This is a genomic window from Plantactinospora veratri, assembly GCF_036421995.1.
Classification (GTDB): domain Bacteria; phylum Actinomycetota; class Actinomycetes; order Mycobacteriales; family Micromonosporaceae; genus Plantactinospora; species Plantactinospora veratri.
Window position 1 is genome coordinate 111,656 of sequence record NZ_JAZGQL010000028.1, and the last position, 17,936, is coordinate 129,591.

Annotated in this window: 17 protein-coding genes; 10 read left to right on the forward strand and 7 right to left on the reverse strand. The window is 73.0% G+C overall.

Features of this window, described 5'->3' with window-relative positions; all coding sequences use genetic code 11:
* The first annotated feature begins 30 nt into the window (after window positions 1-30).
* Window positions 31-1,740 (forward strand): PucR family transcriptional regulator, encoded by a 1,710-nt coding sequence (locus tag V1634_RS28545; protein ID WP_331210818.1) that lies wholly within the window; start codon window positions 31-33, stop codon window positions 1,738-1,740.
* Between the two features lie 52 nt (window positions 1,741-1,792).
* Here the strand turns inward: V1634_RS28545 and V1634_RS28550 are convergent, their stop codons facing one another.
* The 3 genes from V1634_RS28550 to V1634_RS28560 form a co-directional block, all read right to left on the reverse strand.
* The gene (locus V1634_RS28550) at window positions 1,793-2,437 is read right to left on the reverse strand and encodes a DUF2306 domain-containing protein (protein WP_331210819.1); all 645 of its coding nucleotides are present in this window, start codon (window positions 2,435-2,437) and stop codon (window positions 1,793-1,795) included.
* 104 nt (window positions 2,438-2,541) lie between these two features.
* Window positions 2,542-3,201, reverse strand: coding sequence for a response regulator transcription factor (locus V1634_RS28555; protein WP_331210820.1), 660 nt, complete (start codon window positions 3,199-3,201; stop codon window positions 2,542-2,544).
* Window positions 3,198-4,337, reverse strand: coding sequence for a sensor histidine kinase (locus V1634_RS28560; protein WP_331210821.1), 1,140 nt, complete (start codon window positions 4,335-4,337; stop codon window positions 3,198-3,200). Before V1634_RS28560 ends, V1634_RS28555 begins: the two co-directional genes overlap by 4 nt.
* Before the next feature lie 173 nt (window positions 4,338-4,510).
* On the opposite strand from V1634_RS28560, the gene V1634_RS28565 reads away from it, so the two are divergent.
* Window positions 4,511-5,272 carry an alpha/beta hydrolase gene (locus V1634_RS28565; protein WP_331210822.1) on the forward strand — a complete coding sequence of 254 codons (762 nt, stop codon included), beginning with the start codon at window positions 4,511-4,513 and terminating at the stop codon, window positions 5,270-5,272.
* Here the strand turns inward: V1634_RS28565 and V1634_RS28570 are convergent.
* From V1634_RS28570 to V1634_RS28585, 4 genes are read right to left on the reverse strand one after another with little or no spacing between them, the layout of a single operon-like run.
* Complete coding sequence (locus V1634_RS28570; protein WP_331210823.1) at window positions 5,250-7,061, reverse strand: carbamoyltransferase family protein; 1,812 nt, start codon at window positions 7,059-7,061, stop codon at window positions 5,250-5,252. The two genes, V1634_RS28565 and V1634_RS28570, sit on opposite strands and share 23 nt — an antisense overlap.
* Before the next feature lie 13 nt (window positions 7,062-7,074).
* Entirely contained in the window at window positions 7,075-7,899 is an 825-nt protein-coding gene (locus V1634_RS28575; RefSeq protein WP_331210824.1) for an ABC transporter permease, read from the reverse strand.
* A complete protein-coding gene (locus tag V1634_RS28580; RefSeq protein WP_407951865.1) occupies window positions 7,896-8,783 on the reverse strand; it encodes an ABC transporter ATP-binding protein in 888 nt (295 codons plus the stop codon). The genes V1634_RS28575 and V1634_RS28580 overlap by 4 nt, the downstream gene beginning before the upstream one ends.
* Window positions 8,780-10,639 (reverse strand): condensation domain-containing protein, encoded by a 1,860-nt coding sequence (locus V1634_RS28585; protein ID WP_331210825.1) that lies wholly within the window; start codon window positions 10,637-10,639, stop codon window positions 8,780-8,782. The genes V1634_RS28580 and V1634_RS28585 overlap by 4 nt, the downstream gene beginning before the upstream one ends.
* 324 nt (window positions 10,640-10,963) lie before the next feature.
* Here V1634_RS28585 and V1634_RS28590 point away from each other — a divergent pair, with 324 nt between their 5' ends.
* Genes V1634_RS28590 through acpS form a run of 8 tightly spaced genes read left to right on the forward strand, consistent with a single transcriptional unit; the run spans window position 10,964 to window position 17,904 of the window.
* A complete protein-coding gene (locus V1634_RS28590) occupies window positions 10,964-11,908 on the forward strand; it encodes a 3-oxoacyl-ACP synthase III family protein (RefSeq protein ID WP_331210826.1) in 945 nt (314 codons plus the stop codon).
* A 12-nt stretch (window positions 11,909-11,920) separates the two neighbouring features.
* Window positions 11,921-13,303, forward strand: a complete 1,383-nt coding sequence (locus V1634_RS28595; protein ID WP_331210827.1) for a preATP grasp domain-containing protein — start codon at window positions 11,921-11,923, stop codon at window positions 13,301-13,303.
* Window positions 13,300-14,646 carry a type III PLP-dependent enzyme domain-containing protein gene (locus V1634_RS28600; RefSeq protein WP_331210828.1) on the forward strand — a complete coding sequence of 449 codons (1,347 nt, stop codon included), beginning with the start codon at window positions 13,300-13,302 and terminating at the stop codon, window positions 14,644-14,646. Before V1634_RS28595 ends, V1634_RS28600 begins: the two co-directional genes overlap by 4 nt.
* A complete protein-coding gene (locus tag V1634_RS28605; RefSeq protein ID WP_107259557.1) occupies window positions 14,633-14,890 on the forward strand; it encodes an acyl carrier protein in 258 nt (85 codons plus the stop codon). The genes V1634_RS28600 and V1634_RS28605 overlap by 14 nt, the downstream gene beginning before the upstream one ends.
* Before the next feature lie 4 nt (window positions 14,891-14,894).
* Window positions 14,895-15,737, forward strand: a complete 843-nt coding sequence (locus V1634_RS28610; protein ID WP_331210829.1) for a hypothetical protein — start codon at window positions 14,895-14,897, stop codon at window positions 15,735-15,737.
* A complete protein-coding gene (locus V1634_RS28615; RefSeq protein ID WP_331210830.1) occupies window positions 15,734-16,360 on the forward strand; it encodes an acyl-CoA dehydrogenase family protein in 627 nt (208 codons plus the stop codon). Before V1634_RS28610 ends, V1634_RS28615 begins: the two co-directional genes overlap by 4 nt.
* The gene (locus V1634_RS28620) at window positions 16,353-17,552 is read left to right on the forward strand and encodes an acyl-CoA dehydrogenase family protein (RefSeq protein WP_331210831.1); all 1,200 of its coding nucleotides are present in this window, start codon (window positions 16,353-16,355) and stop codon (window positions 17,550-17,552) included. The genes V1634_RS28615 and V1634_RS28620 overlap by 8 nt, the downstream gene beginning before the upstream one ends.
* Entirely contained in the window at window positions 17,536-17,904 is a 369-nt protein-coding gene (acpS, locus tag V1634_RS28625; RefSeq protein WP_331210832.1) for a holo-ACP synthase, read from the forward strand. The genes V1634_RS28620 and acpS overlap by 17 nt, the downstream gene beginning before the upstream one ends.
* Window positions 17,905-17,936: the final 32 nt, after the last annotated feature.

A 17,936-nucleotide genomic window follows, 5' to 3' on the forward strand; every position in this document is an offset into this window, starting at 1 on the left:
GGCTGGCTGAACTCTCCTCAGTTTCGGGCGGTGCTCCCGGTGAACCTGCGCCCGCACGCGACCCTCGGCCGGGTCCTCGACGACCTGGGGTTCACCGTGCTGGAGTCGGTGCACGGCGCCCCGGACCGGAGCGCCGACATCGGCGGCGTGGCGATCCACGACCCGGTGGAGGAGCCGCTCCTGCCGCACCACGCCCTCGTGCTCGGCGTCGGGCTGCGCGGACCGGACGAGATCGCCGCCCTGCTCCGCTCGCTCGGCCGGCACCGGGCCACCGGCCTCGTCGTCCGGCTCCCGGTCGAGGTCACCGCCGGGCTGGCCGGGGCGGTCGAGGAGTCCGGGGTGGCCCTGCTCGGGCTGACCCGGGGCGCCTCCTGGGCACAGCTCGCCGCGCTGGTCCGCGCCGTGCTCGCCGAGGGCGACGTCGGCGACGCCGGGCCGGAGACGATCGGCGGGGTACCCTCCGGTGACCTCTTCACGCTGGCCAACGCGATCGCCGCACTCATCGACGCGCCCGTCACCATCGAGGACCGCGGCTCCCGGGTACTCGCCTTCTCCGGCCGGCAGGACGAGGCCGACCCGTCGCGGGTGGAGACCATCCTCGGCCGCCAGGTCCCCCAGCGGTACTCCCGGCTCCTGCTCGACCGGGGCGTCTTCCGGGACCTCTACCGCAGCAGTACGCCGCTGTGGGTGGAGCCGCCACCGTCCGGGATGGACGGGTTCTCGGTGCCCCGGGTCGCCGTAGCGGTGCACGCCGGGGACGAGGTCCTCGGCTCGATCTGGGCCGCGGTCCGGGAGCCGCTCAGCGCCGAGCGGACCCAGGCGCTGCGCGACGCCAGCAAACTGGTCGCCCTGCACATGCTGCGGATCAGGGCCGGGGCGGACGTCCAGCGCCGGCTCCGCGCCGACCTGCTGGCGACCGCGCTGGAGGGCGGGGCCGGTGCCGGCGAGGCGCTCAGCCGGCTCGGCCTGGCCGGCCAGCCGGTCGTGGTGCTCGGCCTCGCGGTCATCGCCACCTCCCCGGAGCGGTCCGTCGGCGACGACGCCTCCCTGGCGACCGAACGCCAGCGGACCAGCGACGCGCTGGCGATGCACCTGAGCGCGGTCCACCCGCGCTGCGCGGCGGCGCTGGTCGGCGACGTCGCGTACGGGCTTGTGCCGATCTCCCGCGACGACGGGGAGCAGTGGGCGGTGCGGATCGCCGGTGACTTCCTCGACCGGGTCGGTGACCGGGTGCACGCCGTGATCGGCGTCGGTCAGGTCGCGCAGGACGCCGCCGGGATGGCCGCCGCGCGGGCCAGCGCCGACCGGACGCTGCGGGTACTGCGTGCCGGAGCCGGCCACCGGGTGGCCCGGCTGGCCGACGTGCAGGTCCAGGCGCTCGTCCTGGAACTGCACGACCTGGTAGCGGCCCGGGGCGACCGGCTCACCGGACCGGTCGCGCGGCTGTTCGCCTACGACGAGGAGCACCACACGAACCTCGTCGAGACGCTCCGGGCCTGGCTGGACGCGTTCGGCGACGTGATCGCCGCAGCGGCCGCGATGTACGTCCACCCGAACACGTTCCGCTACCGGCTGCGACGACTCGCCGAGGTCGGCGGCATCGACCTGACCGATCCGGAGGCCCGCTTCGCGGCAATGCTCCAACTGCGGGTCATCTCGCCGGGCACACCGCCCCGATCCGGGCCGGACCGGCCCGGTCCCGGCCGCCGCCTCGCCGCCGCCGACACCGCCCGCGACTGAACCGCACGGCCGACACCGCCCGCGACTGAACCGTCGACGCCGCAGGAGCAGCTCATCCGGTGGCGACACGCGGCCGACGCGCGGTACGGGCCGGGCGGCGCAGGTACCACTCGGCCACGGCGAGGTTGATCAGCCAACCGGCCAGCACCAGCGCGGCGCGTACGTTCCCGTCGGGCTGTTCGCCGGTCACCGCCACGTACGGCGCGTGGGTGAACGCCTGCGTGCCCGCGCCGAGGCCGATCGCGTAGCCGCGCGTCATCCAGGCACGGTGCCGGGCGAAGTCGCGGCGCAGCACGGCGGCGAGGCCGAGCAGGATCGAGGCGGCCATCGCCGAGCCGAAGAGCAGCCGCAGGCCGGCGAGCAGGTCGTTGTCATGGGCCGGCAGGTCGTACCCGAACGTCATCCACAGCCCGGAGAGGGCGACCACGAGTCCACAGGGGACGACTGTCCGGCCGGCGACCCGGTGCCAGCGGCGGCGACGCAGCCCGGGTACGAACTGGAAGGCGCCGAGGATCGTGTAGACCACCGCACCGACGACGTGCAGCACCACCGGCAGCGGCTCGGCGACGAAGCGGGCGTTCGCCGGGGTGACCTCCGGGCCGAGGCCCAGTTCGGTCACCCGCGCCGCACCGGCGATCATCGGGATCAGGCCCAGCAGGATCAGCGCGGCCGGCAGCCGCCACTCGCGTCTCGTCATGCCGTCGATGGTGGCCGCCGCACCCGCCCCGGCTCATCGGCACAAGGGCCGCGATCGGGCCGGCCCATGGTCGTACGGGGTCGTCGTACCTTCGGCGGCAGCCGTCATCGAACCCGGTGCCGGCGGGTCTCGTACGCCCACATCGCGATCTCGACCCGGTTACGCACCCCGAGCTTCGTCATCAGGCTGGTCACGTGCGACTTGACGGTGCTCAGCGTGATGTAGAGCTCGTCGGCGATCTCCCGGTTGGTACGCCCCCGCGCGACCGCGACGAGTACCTGCTCCTCCCGGTCGGTGAGCGCCTCGACCGGCTGCTTCGGCGGCGCGGCCGGGCCCGCGTCGGCGAACGCCTTCAGCAGCCGCGTGGTGACGTTCGGCGCGATCAGCGCGTCCCCGTTGGCAGCCGCGTGCACGGCCTGGGCCAGCAGGGCGGGGCCGGCCTCCTTGAGCAGGAAGCCCCGGGCACCGGCGCGCAGCGCCGCGTACACGTAGTCGTCGAGATCGAAGGTGGTGATGACGACCACCGCGAGCGGCTCCGCGACCGACGGGCCGGCGAGCGCCCGGGTGGCCTCGATGCCGTCCATGCCGGGCATCCGGATGTCGAAGAGGCACACGTCGGGGCGGAGCCGCCGGGCGAGTTCGACCGCCCGGCGGCCGTCCCCGGCCTCGCCGACCACCTCGATGCCGGGCTGCGCGTCCAGGATCATGGTGAGGCCGGTCCGGACGATCTCCTGGTCGTCCGCGACCAGCACCCGCACCGTCACGAACCAACCCCCGCGCGCGGGAGCACCGCTGTCACGGTCCAGCCACGGTCGGGGTTGGGGCCGGCCTCGCAGGTGCCGCCGAGCAGGCCGGCCCGTTCCATCATGCCCACCAGGCCGAACCCGGGCGAGCCGGCCGGGCGGGCGGCGCCGGGCTCGCCGTCGTCGCTGACCCGCAGGCGTACCGAGGTGTCGTCGGCCGCGACGGTGACCTCGATCCGGCTGGCGTGCCGGGCGTGCCGCCGGGCGTTGGTGACCGACTCCTGGGCGAGGCGGAAGAGCGCGGAGCCGACCGTCGGCGGGAGGTCGTCGACGTCGCCACGGATCTGCACGTCGACGGCGGGCCCGGCACGGAACCGGCCGGCGAGCCCCTCGATGTCGGCGACCCGGGGGCTGGGCGCCAGGTCGGCGGGCTGGTCCCGGCGCAGCACCCGGACCATCGCGCGCATCTCGGCGAGCGCGCGGGACGCCTCGGCCTCGATCACCCGGAGCGCCTCGACAGCGGCGCCCGGCTGGCTGGCCGAGGCGGCGATGCCGGCCTGGGCGCGGATCGCCATCGCCGAGACGTGGTGGGCCACGGTGTCGTGCAGGTCGCGGGCGAGCCGCTCCCGCTCCAGCAGCTTGACCCGGTCGAACTCCCGCAGCCGGGCGGCGGCGCGGAACCGGACCGCGACCCCCAGGGCGGCGGCGGCGAACAGCACCGCGAAGCCGGCGACCACCTCGCCGCCGGTGATCGAGCCGGTCAGTCCGGTGACGGCCACCTTGGCCGCCACGAACACCGAACCGAGCACGACGTCCCGGCCGGAGCCCCAGCGGAACAGCGCGTAGCAGAGCAGGATCAGGAAGCTCGCCGCGTACATGTCGCAGGCGTCGCCCGGCAGTACCAGCGGGGCGACCGTCGTGCAGCCGAACGCGATCGCCACCGTGGCGAGCGGCCGGGTACGCCGCCACAGCAGGGTGGAGAGCAGCGCGAGCGCGACGACGACGCAGCCCACCCGCCACGGCAGGTCGGGCCGGAGGAGCCCCTCCAGCACGATCGCCGGTGCGAAGGCGGCGAGCAGCGCCCAGTCGCGCCACACCCGGGCCGGGGCGTGTGGGGCAGGCGGCTCGGCCAGCACGGCGCGCAGGCGGGGGTGCACGGGACCATCGTACGAACGCTGGTGCGCTTACAGATCGGCCCAAAGTACGACTGGCACGCCGGCCCCCGGCACCGACTCGTTTGCCCGCACCCGGTACGGGTAACTGCCCGGCACGGCCCGGCCCCGCACCGTCGGTCCGGGCGGGGCGGCTGGATGGGAAGGAAGGGTGCCGCATGAGCGAGCCGGCCCTCCCCCACGTCCAACCCGAGGAGAACTCCCGGCACGGGCGGCTGTCCGTCCGCCCCCGTCCACCGGTGACCCCCGCCGACGCGCGGAGCGGGTTGCTGCGCCAGGAGACGCCGACCGGGGAACTGCTGGCCCTCAGTTACGCGCCCGCACCCGCCGACCAGCGCCCCCAGCACCTGGTACTCCTGCTGCACGGTGCCGGCGGTTCACCCCGACAGGCCCTCGACCTGCTCCTGCCCGTCGCGGACGAGCACCGCCTCCTCCTGGTGGCACCGAAGTCGACGTCCAGCTCCTGGGATCTGATCATCGACGGTTTCGGACCCGACGTACGCATGATCGACCGGATACTCGACCATGTCCTCGACTCCCACCCGGTCGACCGGCTCACGATCGGAGGCTTCTCCGACGGCGCGTCGTACGCCCTGTCGCTCGGGTTGACCAACGGGGACCTCTTCGACGCCGTCCTCGCGTTCTCCCCGGGCTTCGCCGCGCCGCTCGTGACGCACGGAAAGCCCCGCGTCTTCGTGTCACACGGAACCGCCGACCGGGTCCTGCCCGTCGACCGGTGCAGCCGCCGGGTGGTACCCCGGCTGGAGGCCCTCGGCTACACCGTGACCTATCAGGAGTTCGACGGCAACCACGAGGTGCCCGCCGCCGTCGTCCAGCAGGCCACCCGCTGGCTCCGCTCCGCCGAGGCGGACGACGACCGGCGGGGCGGCGCCGCGGTCAGACCGAGACCGCCCCGGTGACGGCGGCGAGCGCCTCGGCGGCGTCACCGACCGCCGACGGCTTCGCGTACAGCCGGTCGGCGATGACCACCAGGTCCAGGCCGGACGAGGCGAACGTGCGGAACGCCTCGGCCCCGGCCCGCGCGGTCGGCTGGCCCTTGACGTTCAATGAGGTGTTCATCAGCACCGGAACGCCGCAGAGCCGTTCGAACTCGTCGAGGATGCGCCAGAACCGGGGGTTCTCCGCCGCGAACACGGCCTGCACCCGGGCGGTACCGTCGTCGTGCACCACGGCGGGGATGACCGGTCGGGCGTGCGGGTGCACCGCCACCGCGACGGTCATGTGCCGCAGGTTGGTCCCGGCCGGCACGGCGAAGAACCGGCTGGCGGACTCCGCCTTCACCGCCGGGGCCAGCGGCCGGAACTCCTCCCGGAACTTGACCGCGGCGTTGACCCGCTCCCGGGCGCCCCGGTCGCGCGGGTCGGCCAGGATGCTGCGGTTGCCCAGCGCGCGGGGGCCGAACTCCAGCCGGCCCTGGGCCCAGCCGACGATGTGACCCTTGGTGAGCAGCCGCGCCACCACCTGCTCGGCGACCCCCGGCCCGACCCGGACGGACCAGTACGGCTGGTCGGCCGGCGGGCCGTCCTCGGTCACCTCGGGGCCGAGGTAGGTCATCGCCGGGTAGTCGACCACCTCGGCGGCCGGGGCGGCCACCGCGAGCGCGGCACCGACCGCGGTGCCCTCGTCACCGGCGGCCGGCTGCACGTAGATCGCGTCGACCAGTCCGGAGTACCCGAGCTTGCCGATCGCGGCGCAGTTCAGCGCCACGCCGCCGGCGAAGGCGACCCGGCGCAGGCCGGTCCGCCGGACCCAGTGGCCGACGAGGTGGAAGATCGCCTGCTCCAACCGCTCCTGCGCGGCGGTGGCGAGGTCGATGTGCGACTGGCTCAGCACCTCACCCGGTCCGCGTTCCGGGCAGACGCGACCGGCGAGCCAGGCGCGGGACCCGGCGAAGGTCTCCCGGCTGCGCGGGTCGCGATTGTGCCGCAGCACCGGCACGTCGAACCGCCCGTCCGGGCCGAGGGTGACCGCCTCGGCCATCGCCGACCGGTACCGTTCCGGATCGCCGAGCGCGGCCAGCGCCATCACCTTGTACTCGTCGCTGTTCGGCCAGTACCCGGTGAACATGGTGACCAGGGCGTAGAAGAGTCCCAGGCTGCTGCGGTAGTCGAGGGTGGCCAGCCGGTGCAGCGCCCCGCCCCGCCAGGCGTAGACGCTGACCGCGTGCAGTTCGCCCATCCCGTCCAGCACCACCACCAGCGCCTCGTCGAAGCCGGCCGGGATGGCCGCGGTCAGCGCGTGCGCCTGATGGTGCGGCACCGGCCGCACCCGGTGCCCGGACAGCTCCGGCACGAACCGGCGCAGCAGCTCGGTCTGCCGCTGCGGCGCCAGCACCTCGGTGTAGCGGCGCAGCGCGTACGGCTCGCCCTGGGCGAAGATTTCGAACCTGGTGTGGTCGAAGTTGTGCGCGACAGCGTCGACGTCGGAGAAGTCCAGACCGGCCAGGCGGAGGCAGGACCGCATGGCGTCGACCGGGAAGGCGTGGTCGAACTTGCGGCCGGAGTACCGCTCCTGCTGGACCGCCGCGACCAGCGCACCGTCGACGACCAGTGCCGCCGCCGAGTCCAGCCCCTGGAACAGCCGCGCCTCGCGCTCGTCCAGCCCGGCGAAACTCGCCGCCTTCAGCTCGGCGGAGCCGTGCAGCCCGCTGTAACCGAGAACCACCCGGGGACGTTCCGCAGCCTCCATCGGTTCCCTCCCTTCAGTCGTCGGTCCGGCCGCGCCAGCGGAAGGTGCGTACGGCGACCAGGAAGCCGAGTACGCACCAGGCGGCGAGGACCAGGGCCACCCGGTCGAGTTCCCAGCTCCCGGCCGGCTCCTGGCTCTGGTAGCCGTCGGGCAGGAACACCGACCGCATCCCCTGGGCGATCCACTTGAGCGGGAAGATGGCGGCCACCGTCTGCATCCAGGTCGGCATGGTGGCGAAGACGAAGTAGACGCCGGAGATGAACTGGAGCACGATCGCGATCGGTGACATCACCGCCGGAGCGGTACGGCCGTTGCGGACGAAACCGCTGGCCGCGATCCCCAGCAGGGTGCACGAGGCGATGCCGAGCACGATGACCCACAGATAGGTCAGCCACCGGTCGGCGGTGTCCGGCAGTCGCAGGCCGAAGAAGGCCGAGCCGATGCCGAGCAGCAGTACGTTCTGGGCCAGCGCGACGAACGCGACCATCGCCATCTTGCCGAGGAAGTACGCCGACCTCGGCATCGGCGTGCCGGCGAGCCGTTTCAGCGTGCCGATGTCCCGCTCGATCGGGATCGCGATGGCGACGTTCTGGAAGCTGACGCCGAAGAGGCCGGCCCCGATCATGCCCGCGACGAAGTACTGCGCGAGGTCGACGTCGCCCGGCAACCGCTGCCCGTGGAAGATCGCGCCGATCACGATCAGCAGCAGTACCGGGAAGAAGAAGGTGAAGACCACCGAGATGCGTTCCCGGATGAAGACCAGGAACTCGACCCGTACCCGGGCCCGGGTGACCGCCAGGACCGCCGGCAGCCGGGCGGGGAGTCCGGGGGCGCTCACGCCGGCTCTCCGATCATCCGCAGGTAGGTCTCCTCCAGGGTGGGCCGCTCGACCGCCAGCCCCGGCACCTCCGGGCCGTACTCGGTGGCCAGCTCGGCGACCAGCTTCGCCGGGGTACCGGTGCGGACGCTGCGGGGCCCGTCGGGGGTGAGCCAGCGGACCGTGGCGGGGGCGGTGGCCCGCCCGCCGAGGGTCTGCGGTGGGCCGATCTCCACGACCCGGCCGTCGACGATCACGGCGATCCGGTCGGCGAGATGCTCCGCCTCCTCCAGGTAGTGGGTGGTGAGCAGGATCGTCGTGCCGGCACGGGCGAGGTCGGCGATCAGGTCCCAGAACCGGCGGCGTGCCTCGGGGTCGAACCCGGTCGTCGGCTCGTCCAGGAAGAGCAGTTCCGGCCGGCCCACGATGCCGAGCGCGACGTCGAGCCGGCGGCGCTGGCCCCCGGAGAGGTACGCCGCGCGGGCGTCGCGCCGGTCGGTCAGCCCGACCAGCTCGATCACCTCGTCCGGGTCCCGGGAGTTCGGGAAGCAGGCGGCGATCGCCCGCGTCCAGTCCCGTACGGTGAGCGCACCGCCCTGGGTCAGGTCGTCGGAGCGCTGCAACACGATGCCGATCCGGGCCTTCCAGTCCGCCCGGCCGAGCGCCGGGTCGACGCCGAGCACCCGCACCTGGCCGGCGTCCCGTCGGCGGTGTCCCTCCAGGATCTCCACCGTGGTGGTCTTGCCGGCACCGTTCGGTCCGAGCAGGGCGAACACCTCGCCCCGGGAGATCGTCAGGTCGATGCCGGCCACCGCCGGCCGTCCCCGGTACGACTTGCGCAGGTCGGTCACGGCGATGGCCGGGTCGTCGCCCTGGGCGCCGGGCCCGACGGTCCGGCCGCTCACCGGTCCATCCGGCCGTCGCCGTCGGCCAGCACGCGTTGCCGGGCCCAGGCCGCCGGATCGGCCGGGTCGGCCGGCGGCTCGGCGCAGATCACGTACCGCTGCGGCGTCATGGCGGTGCGGCGGCCCGGCATCGCGGCCACGCAGGCGGCGTGCGCCTCCCGTGGCGTCCGGGCCGAGCCGCCGACCAGGTACGCCACCAGCCGGTAACCGTCGCCGTCCGGGACCGCGAAGACCCGCCGGACCGGCGCGTCCAGCGCCTCGTCCAGGAGTCGCTGTGCCTCGGCCAGCTCGACCCAGGAGGAGTCGACGAGTCGCCACCCGTCGCCGCGCTCCATCGGTTCGACGCCGCTCAGCTCGCCGATCCGGGACATCGGGAAGTCGCCGTCCGCTGCCGCCACCAGCACGCGCTCCACGCCGCGCAGCAGGCGGTCGATCTCCTCCGCCGGTATCCGGTTCCGGTCGTGGCTAATGATGCCGAGCACCAGTTCACCGCGCTTCTGCATCAGCCGGAACGCCAACAGCGGCGAGATGGGCGGCCAGTCCTGCCACCAGATCCGGCTCTCGCCGAGCGCCTGCCGGGCGTCCCCGGCGGCCGTCGGGCCGGCTCCGGCCGGATCGGCTACCGTCGGTGCGGCTCCGGTCGAGTCGGCTCCGGCCGGTGCGGCTGGCGCCTCGGTCGGATCGGTTGCCGCCTCGGTGTCGTTGAACGTGCTGGCGTCGTTGAAGGTGGTGTCCCGGCCGTACCAGTTGCCCCGGTCATGGTGGATCCGATCGATCATCCGGACCCGCGCGACGTCGTCGACCAACGCCTGTCTCCCGGCCCGCAGCACCGCGCCGCCCACCCGCCGCAGCTGCTCGTCGTAGCTGTCGGCGTCGACGTCGATCGGCACCAGGCTGTCCGCGGCCAGCGGTCCGATGTACTCCCGGAGCCGACGCTCGATCCGGTTGCTGGCCAGGGTCGGCAGCGGGAAACTCCGGTGGCCGGTGCGTCGGGCCAGCACCGCGCAGATCGCCGTGAGCACCGCCATCGACTCGCTCGCCCCCACCCGGGCGGTGATGTTCGGCAGGGCCAGCGCCCCGGCGCGGGACCAGAGCCAGCCGGAGACGGCGCCGCCGGGTGGCGCCGTCGATCGCGGTGCCGCCCAGGTGCACTGCGGGAGCCGCCGCAGGTGCCGTTCCCAGTACGCGAGGGCGGTGTCGAGCCGGCGTCGCCCGGCCGGTGACCGCTCGTACGCCGCCTGGTCCAGGGGCTGGTGCGCCGGGAGTCCGGGGTGTCGACCGGCGGGATCGGCGGCGAGTGCGGTGAACTCCCGGCCGAGCAGTTCCGCACTCATCAGGTCGACGACGACGTGCGAGTAGACCACGGCCGCGGCGGTGAGCAGGCCGTCGCGTACGGCGACAGCGGCGCGCAGCGGCAACTCCTCCGCGAGGTCGAACTCCGCGTCCCGGAGCCGGTGGAAGAGTTCCTCGACCAGCGCCGGGCGGTCCGCCTCGGCGTGTTCGTACACGTCCACCGGCAGCTCGCAGTGCGCCAGCACCCGCTGCACCTGTCCGCCCTGGCCGGGAAAGAGGGTACGCAGCCCCTCGTGCCGGGCCACCAGCACGCCGAGCGCGGCCACCACGTCGTCGACGCCCGCGCCAGGGGGGACTTCCAGCGGCGCCGCCGCCCACCGGCCGTACGGCTTCTCCTGGGTGATCCACTTCAGCATGCCGAGGTGCCCGAGGGTGAGCGGACCGTCGCCACCCCGGCCGCCGACGACCTTCGCGTACCGCCGTTCCACCCGGACCAGCTCGACAGTGGACGTCCGAGGACCGACGACCGGAGGCGGAAAGAGGTCTATAGGCTTTATTCCCATTGCCGTCTCCTCAGGGAAACCGGAAGTGGCGGCGGCTACCCGACCGGCGCGTCGATTCGCCGGGCCGTCGGCACATGTCGAGCGGGTGGGTGGCTCGCCGGCTGCCGAACACGCTAGGCGAATTGCTCGGCCGATGACAATCGGGGAAACCCGAGCCTTTTCAAAAACATTGAAGGGTGTCGAGATCCTGGGGGATTCCCCAGTTCCCCCGAACCTGCGCCGCGCATAATCTGGCATCGCCGCGCGCCGTCGGCTGCCACGACAGTGCCGCGCCGGCGTACCGCTCACTGGGAGGAATCGGTGGCCGCTCACCCGGAAAAAACGGTGGCCAAGCCCGTCACGAGCCTGTTGCGTGTCGAGGCGTACGCGCCGGAACGGTCCTGGGCCGTCGAGGAGATCGCCGAGGCGAATGGGCTGAACCGACATCAGGCGCGCATGTTCCGGCGCATTCGCGGACTCGACCGGATACACCTCGACCCCGACCTGGACCTCTTCGACCTCCTCGCCGCCCCGGCCGAGAAGGTCCTCCGCTCGGTGCCCGACCCGGGTCGCATCCGGTACCTGATCTACGCGCACACGTTCCCCGACCTCACGCCGTCGTTCGTCTTCGCGGCCGACCGGCTGCGCGAGCGGCTGGGACTGGTCGACGCGGACGCCTTCGCCGTCACCCACCAGATGTGCGCCAGCAACCTGGCCGCACTGGACGTCGCCAGCGAGCTGCTCCGGGCCGAGGGCGACCCGACCGCGCAGGCGCTGGTGGTCACCGGAGAGAAGCCGTTCACCGGCCTGGTGCGGTACATGCTCAACGTCTCGGTGACCGGGGAGGGGTCGGCGGCGTGCCTGCTCGGCGTCGACGGCACCGGCAGCCGGATCCTCTCCTACGCCGCACACACCGCCGGCGAGTTCGCCGACGGGTTCCGGATGACGGTCGAGCGGCAGCGGGAATTCGACGACACCTACAACGTCCACCTGTGGGAAATGATGCAGGAGGCGTTGCGCCGGGCCGGGTTGGATATCTCCGACATCGCGATGGTGGTCCCGCACAACGTAAACCGGACACTGTGGCTGCGGCTGTGCGCGAAGGTCGGGCTCGACCGGAGTCGCGTCTTTCTCGACAACATCGCGAGTTACAGCCACACCTACTGTTCCGATCCGTTCATCAACCTGGCGACGATGCGCGACCGCGATCTGCTGATTCCGGGGCAGCACTACCTGCTGACCTCGGTCGGGGTCGGCGCCACGTACGCCGCCATGGTCATCGAGTACTGACGGAGGCGGGCGATGGACACGAGCTATCTGCGTACGCTCAAGACGAATCTGCTCGGCGCGCCCACCGGGCGGCTGGTCCTGCTCTGCAACTTCGAGGCCGAGAACTGGTGGGCCGAGGGACACGTCGGACTTCCCGCGCCGCGGTTCGCCGCCCCGACCTCGGTGGTGGCGCGGATGGAGGAACACGGCGTCCTGCTGGCCGGTGCGGACGACGTACTGGTGCTCAAGCACCCGCTCGACCCCGGATACCGGGAGTACCTGACCGGGCTGGGACTGCCGGTGCCGACCGTACTCGTGCCGGAGAACGTCCGGGCCGACCGGTCGACCACCGAGGACGTCCTCGACTCCCCACAACTGCTCGGCCGGCTGCACGCGCTCGGCGCCGCCGGGGCGCGACTGCTGCCGATGGGCACCACCGTGCTGGAGCAGAAGCTCGCCGACCGGTGCGGACTGCCGCTCGCGGTACCCGACGCGGCCACCTTCGCCCGGGTCAACAGCAAGATCTACTCCCGCCGGCTGGCCTCGGCCGCCGGGTTGCGGACCGTGCCGGGCGACTGCTGCGAGAGCCGCGAGGAGTTCGCCGCGGTGCTGCGCCGGCGCCGGGCGGCGCTCGCCGACGGCACCCGGTTCGTGGTGAAGGACGCCTACGGAGTTTCCGGCAAGGGACTCCTGCTGCTCGACCGCCCGGAGACGGCCGACCGGCTGCTGCGGATGGTCGACCGGCGGGCCGAACGTACCGGCGACGACCGGCTGCACGTGGTCGTGGAGGAATGGCTGGACAAGAGCCACGACCTCAACTACCAGCTCACGGTCGCCGGCGACGGCCGGGTCACCCTCGACTTCGTCAAGCGGGCGATCACCGAGAACGGCGTACACAAGGGACACCTGATGCCGGTCGCGCTCACCCCCCGGCAGCGCGCCGAGTTGGCGCACGCCGCCGAGGTGGTCGGGACCCGGCTGCACACCGACGGGTACGTCGGGGTCGTCGGCGTGGACGCGGTCATCGCCACCGGGGGCGAGCTGTACCCGGTGCTGGAGATCAACGCCCGGCTGAACATGTCGAGCTACCAGGGCGGGGTGACCGAGCGGTACCAGCCCGACGGGCACGTGGCGCTCGCCCGGCACTACCCGCTGCGGCTGGCCGGGCCCGTCCCCTTCGACGAACTCGCCCGCACGCTCGCCCCGGTACTCGACCGGACCGGCCCCGAACGGTTCGTCGTGACCTGTTTCGGCACGGTCAACGCCGACGCCGACCGTCCACCGCCCTTCGACGGCCGGCTCTACGCCCTGCTCGTCGCTCCGGACCAGGAGCGCTTGGCGGCCCTCGACGACGCCGCGCGGGCCGCCCTCGCCGGCCTCGCCGCCCCCGCACCCGCACCCGAGGAGAGCCGATGACCGCACCCAGCGCCGAAGTGGCCGACACCGCATCGCCAGGAACGGCGACGACCGACCGCTACGCCGAGATAGCGGAGAAGTTCGGCACCCCGGTGTACGTCTACGACGGCGACCTGCTGCGCCGCCGGTACGAAACGCTGCGCGGCCGGCTCCGCTCCGACGTGGACATCTTCTACTCCGCGAAGGCGAACCCGAACCTCAGCGTCTGTGCGCTCTTCGGCGCCCTCGGCGCGGGTCTGGAGGTCTCCTCGCTGGCCGAGCTGGTCACCGCCGAGCGGGCCGGGGTCGACCCCGCCGACGTGATCTTCCTCGGCCCCGGCAAGTCCGCCGAGGAGCTGCGGGCCTGTTGCGAGCGCGGCATCTACGCGGTGGTCTGCGAGTCGCTCGACGAGGTGCTGGCGCTCGACGCGATGGACGGGGCCGACGGCCTGCGGGTGGTGCTGCGGGTCAACCCCGACTTCGACACCCACGGATCCCGGCTGGCGATGGGTGGCAAGCCGCGCCAGTTCGGCATCGACGAGGAGATCCTGCGGGACGGTCCGGCCGCGCTGCGCGAACTGCGCCGGGTACGCGTCGGCGGGATCCACGCCTACCTCGGCACCCGCATCCTCGACGCGGCAACGGTACGGCACAACACCCGGGGGGTGCTGACCATGGCGGAGGCGCTCGCCAAGGCACTCGACATCCCGCTGGAGATGGTGGACATCGGCGGCGGCTGGGGCGTGCCGTACTTCGACAACGAGACCGACCTGGACGGCGACGCCGCGGTGGACGGCGTCAACGACGAGGTGGCCGCGTTCCGCGAGCGCCACCCGGAGAGCAGGGTCGTCACCGAGCTGGGCCGGTACCTGGTCGGCTGGTGCGGCACGTACGTGACCCGGGCCCGCTACGTCAAGCGCTCCAAGGGCGAGTGGTTCGTGGTGGCCGACGGCGGCACCAACCACCACATGGCCGCCGTCGGCGTCGGCAGCTTCGTCAAGCGCAACTTCCCGATCCGGTCGCTGAGCCGCCCCGACGAGCCGGCCGAACACGTCTACACGGTCACCGGCCCGCTCTGCACCCCCGGCGACGTGGTCGGCAAGCAGGTCCGGCTCCCCGAGGTGCGCCCCGGCGACCTGCTCGGGGTGGAGCGTTCCGGCGCGTACGGCCCCAGCGCCTCCCCGGTGCTCTTCCTCAGCCACGGCCATCCGGCCGAGGTGCTCCTGCTCGACGGCGCGGCGCACCTCGTCCGCAGCCGCGACACCGTCGAGGACCTGCTCCGGCCGCAACGCCTGGTCAGTCTGCCCGTGCCGGTGACCACCGCCACCGCCTCACCCGAAGGGACCAGCCATGGAGAACAGTAAGATCATCGCTGACATCGAGCGGGCGCTGAGCGAGGTACTCCAGCGTCCGGTCTCCGGCATGCCGAAGGAGACCCGGCTCTTCGAGGACCTGCACCTGGACTCCACCTCGATCCTCGAACTGCTGATGGCCCTGGAGGACAGCGTCGGCATCGAGGTCGACCCGGAGAACCTCGAGATGTCCGACTTCACCTCGCTGGAGACCCTCGCCGAGTACGTGGCCGGCAACCTCGACGACAAGCCCTGATCCCATGCCGCTGTCACTGTCATCCGCCGCCCTGGTGCTGGAACCCGGCAGCATCCCGTACCGGCCGGATCCCGACTGCGCGATCTTCGAACGGGACCTGCTCGTCCGGTTCGGCATCCAACGCGACGAGGAGCGGCTCCGGCAGGGCGCGAACATCGGGTTCACCGAACTGGCCGAGAGTGTCATCGGGCGGCTGCCGTTCCGGCTGACCAGCCCCGACCTGCTCGTCTTCGCGTTCGGCCTGCCGGACATGATCGCACTCAAGCACGTGGCCCAGCGGGTCAACTACCTGCTCGGCGGCGGCAGCCACTGCTTCGCCGTCTCCGAGCAGGGGCTGCGGGCGCCGTACACCGCCCTGCGGGTGGCCGACGCCTTCGCCGGCTCCGGCCGCTGCCGCAGCCTGGCCCTGGTCGTCTGCGAGCAGAACACGTACGCCTACCCCGACCCGTTCGTCGAGGAGAACAAGGTGCCGAACTCGGCGGCGCTGCTCTACTTCGACGACACCGGACGGTACGAGTTCCACGGCACCCGGATGGCGACCCGGGGCACGCCGCTGCGCGCCCTGCTCGGGTCGGTGACGACAGACCTGGAGCCGGATTCGACGCTGCTCGTCGCCGGTTCGTGGACGCATCCGGACGACCTGGCCGAGACCGCTGTGCCGGTGCATCGCGCCGCACCCGGACCGTACTGCACCGGCGTCTGGCTCGAACTCGCGCGCCACCACGAGGAGTGGAGCGACGCGTACCGGTCGGTGGTGCTCTGCGACACCGACCCGCGTACCGGCCAGAGCCAGGCCGCCGTGCTGCGGCGGCGGCCCGCCGCACCGACCCCCAGGAGATCGCCGTGACCATCACCCTGACCCACCAGCTCGGCGTCACCGAATATCCGCGCGCGCTGGACGCCCTGCACCGCAGCATCCGCCCGGACGAGCCGGTACCGGCGCCGACCGGGCACGTCGCCGCCTCGGTGGCGGCGCTGCCCTCGGCGGAGCCGACGCCGTTGCAGCGGTTCGGCCTCGCCGTCACTCCCCCGCCCGGCGGCGCTGACCGGCCGCCCCCGGTACCGGACGACGTCGCCGAGAGGTTCGCCACCGGACTGCTCGACCTGCACCGGGCGGTGCTGCGTCGCGCGTTCGACCAGGCGCTGGAGCACCTCGGCGAACGCACCTCGGAGGGGGCCTCGCTGCTGGCCCGGCAGCTCGTCCAGGCGCAGCTCGCCGACATCGCGATGGCGTTGCGCGAGGACGAGGCGATGCCGCCGCAACGGCGTTGCGGTGACGGCGCCGCCCGGTGGCGTACGCACCAGCGGCTGGTCCGGATCGGTCGCACCGTGCTGTACCTCTTCGGCGCCGCCGGGTTCCTGCTCGACGGCCCGGCCGGCGAGCTCTACCTCGCGGAGGTCACCGGCAACCTCTACCTGCATCCCGGGGCACCGCAGCCGGACCGGCCGACGGAGGACCACCATGCCTGAGCTGCTCGACGACTCCCTCTGCGAGCTGGACGGGTTCTGCGCCGAGGTTTCCGCCGACTTCCGCGAGCTGGGCCGGTTGCTCGACCGGGATCCGGACGTCATCGCGGAACACCTGGACCGGCCCGGGGTCCGACTCTCCCGGTTCTGCGCCATCCCACCCCGGTACTGGCCCGGCCCCGAGGCGCCGGCGAACCTGGTGGGCCTGCTCCGGACGGTACTGGGGCAGAGCGTCGCCTGGGAACGGCTCGCCTACGGCGACCCCAACGTCTGGCTGGCCAGCCCCGGCCCGGCGCTCTCCGGCGGCGTCGTCGACGTGCTCGGCACCGCCGAACAGGCCGACCGGTACTACCACCGGCTCGTCGCGCAGCCGCAGCACACCTTCTTCGGCCTCACCGAGCCGGCCAAGGGATCCGCCGCCACCGAACTGACCACCACCCTCACCCCGGCGCCCGACGGTGACGGCTGGATCCTCGACGGCGAGAAGTGCTACATCGGCAACGGTGCCCGCGCCGAGTTCGGTGTGGTGTTCTGCCGGCGGGCACCCGGGCCGCTGGGCATCGAGGCCGTACTGGTCGACACCGACACGCCCGGGTTCAGCGGAGAGCTGCTCTCCACCGTCGGCCTGCGCGGCGCCCGGATCAGCCGGATCCGGTTCGACGGCGTCCGGGTACCCGCGGAGAACCTGCTCGGGGTGCATCTGCGTCGGACCCGCCGTGGCCTGTACGGCGCGACCCAGGTGCTCTACCGGGCCCGTCCCACCATCGCGGCGATGGCGCTGGGCTGTGCCCAGGCCGTCTGCGACTACGTCCAGGCGCAGCGCCCCGCCCTCACCGGCTTCGACCGGCTGCACCTCGACGACGTACTGGACCGGCTCGCCGCGGTGCGCCGGCTCATCCAGCAGGGCGCCGCCGACGTCGACCGGGGCGCGGTGAACAGCCACCGGCTGGGCGCGGCCAAGGCACAGGCCGCCCGGCTGGCCGAGGAGGCGACGCTGCTCGCCGCGCGGCTGCTCGGTCCGGCGGCGTTGGTCGAACATCCCTGGTTGGAGAAGATCTACCGTGACGTGCGGGCCTTCGAGATCATGGAAGGGACCACGAACCTGCATCGGATGTCCGTCTTCCGCGGGGTGCTGAAGGGCAATTTCCTGGCCGCGGCCGAGCCTGCCGAGGCGGCTCATGCGGCTCGGCATTGACCTGATGTCCGTCGACGAACTGGACCGGCTGACCCGGCGGGCCTGGTTCATCCGGTACGCCTTCGCCGACGCCGAGCTGGCGCACGCCGACCGGCTGTCCGGAGAGCGACGGCGGGAGTTCCTGGCGGGTCGGTTCGCCGCCAAGGAGGCCGTGCTGAAGGTACTCGGCACGGGACTGTTCGAGGGGGTGGCACCGTGCGACGTCGCCGTACTGTCCCGCCCCGGCGGCGCCCCGCAGGTCGACCTGCGCCGGGCGGCGACCGCCGCCGCCGAGCGGGTCGGCGTCGCCCAGGTGACGGTCTCCATCACCCACAAGCGCGGCCTCGTCGCCGCTGTCGCGATGGGCTGGTGAGGCCGGCGGGACGAGGGGGTCGGTGAGACCGG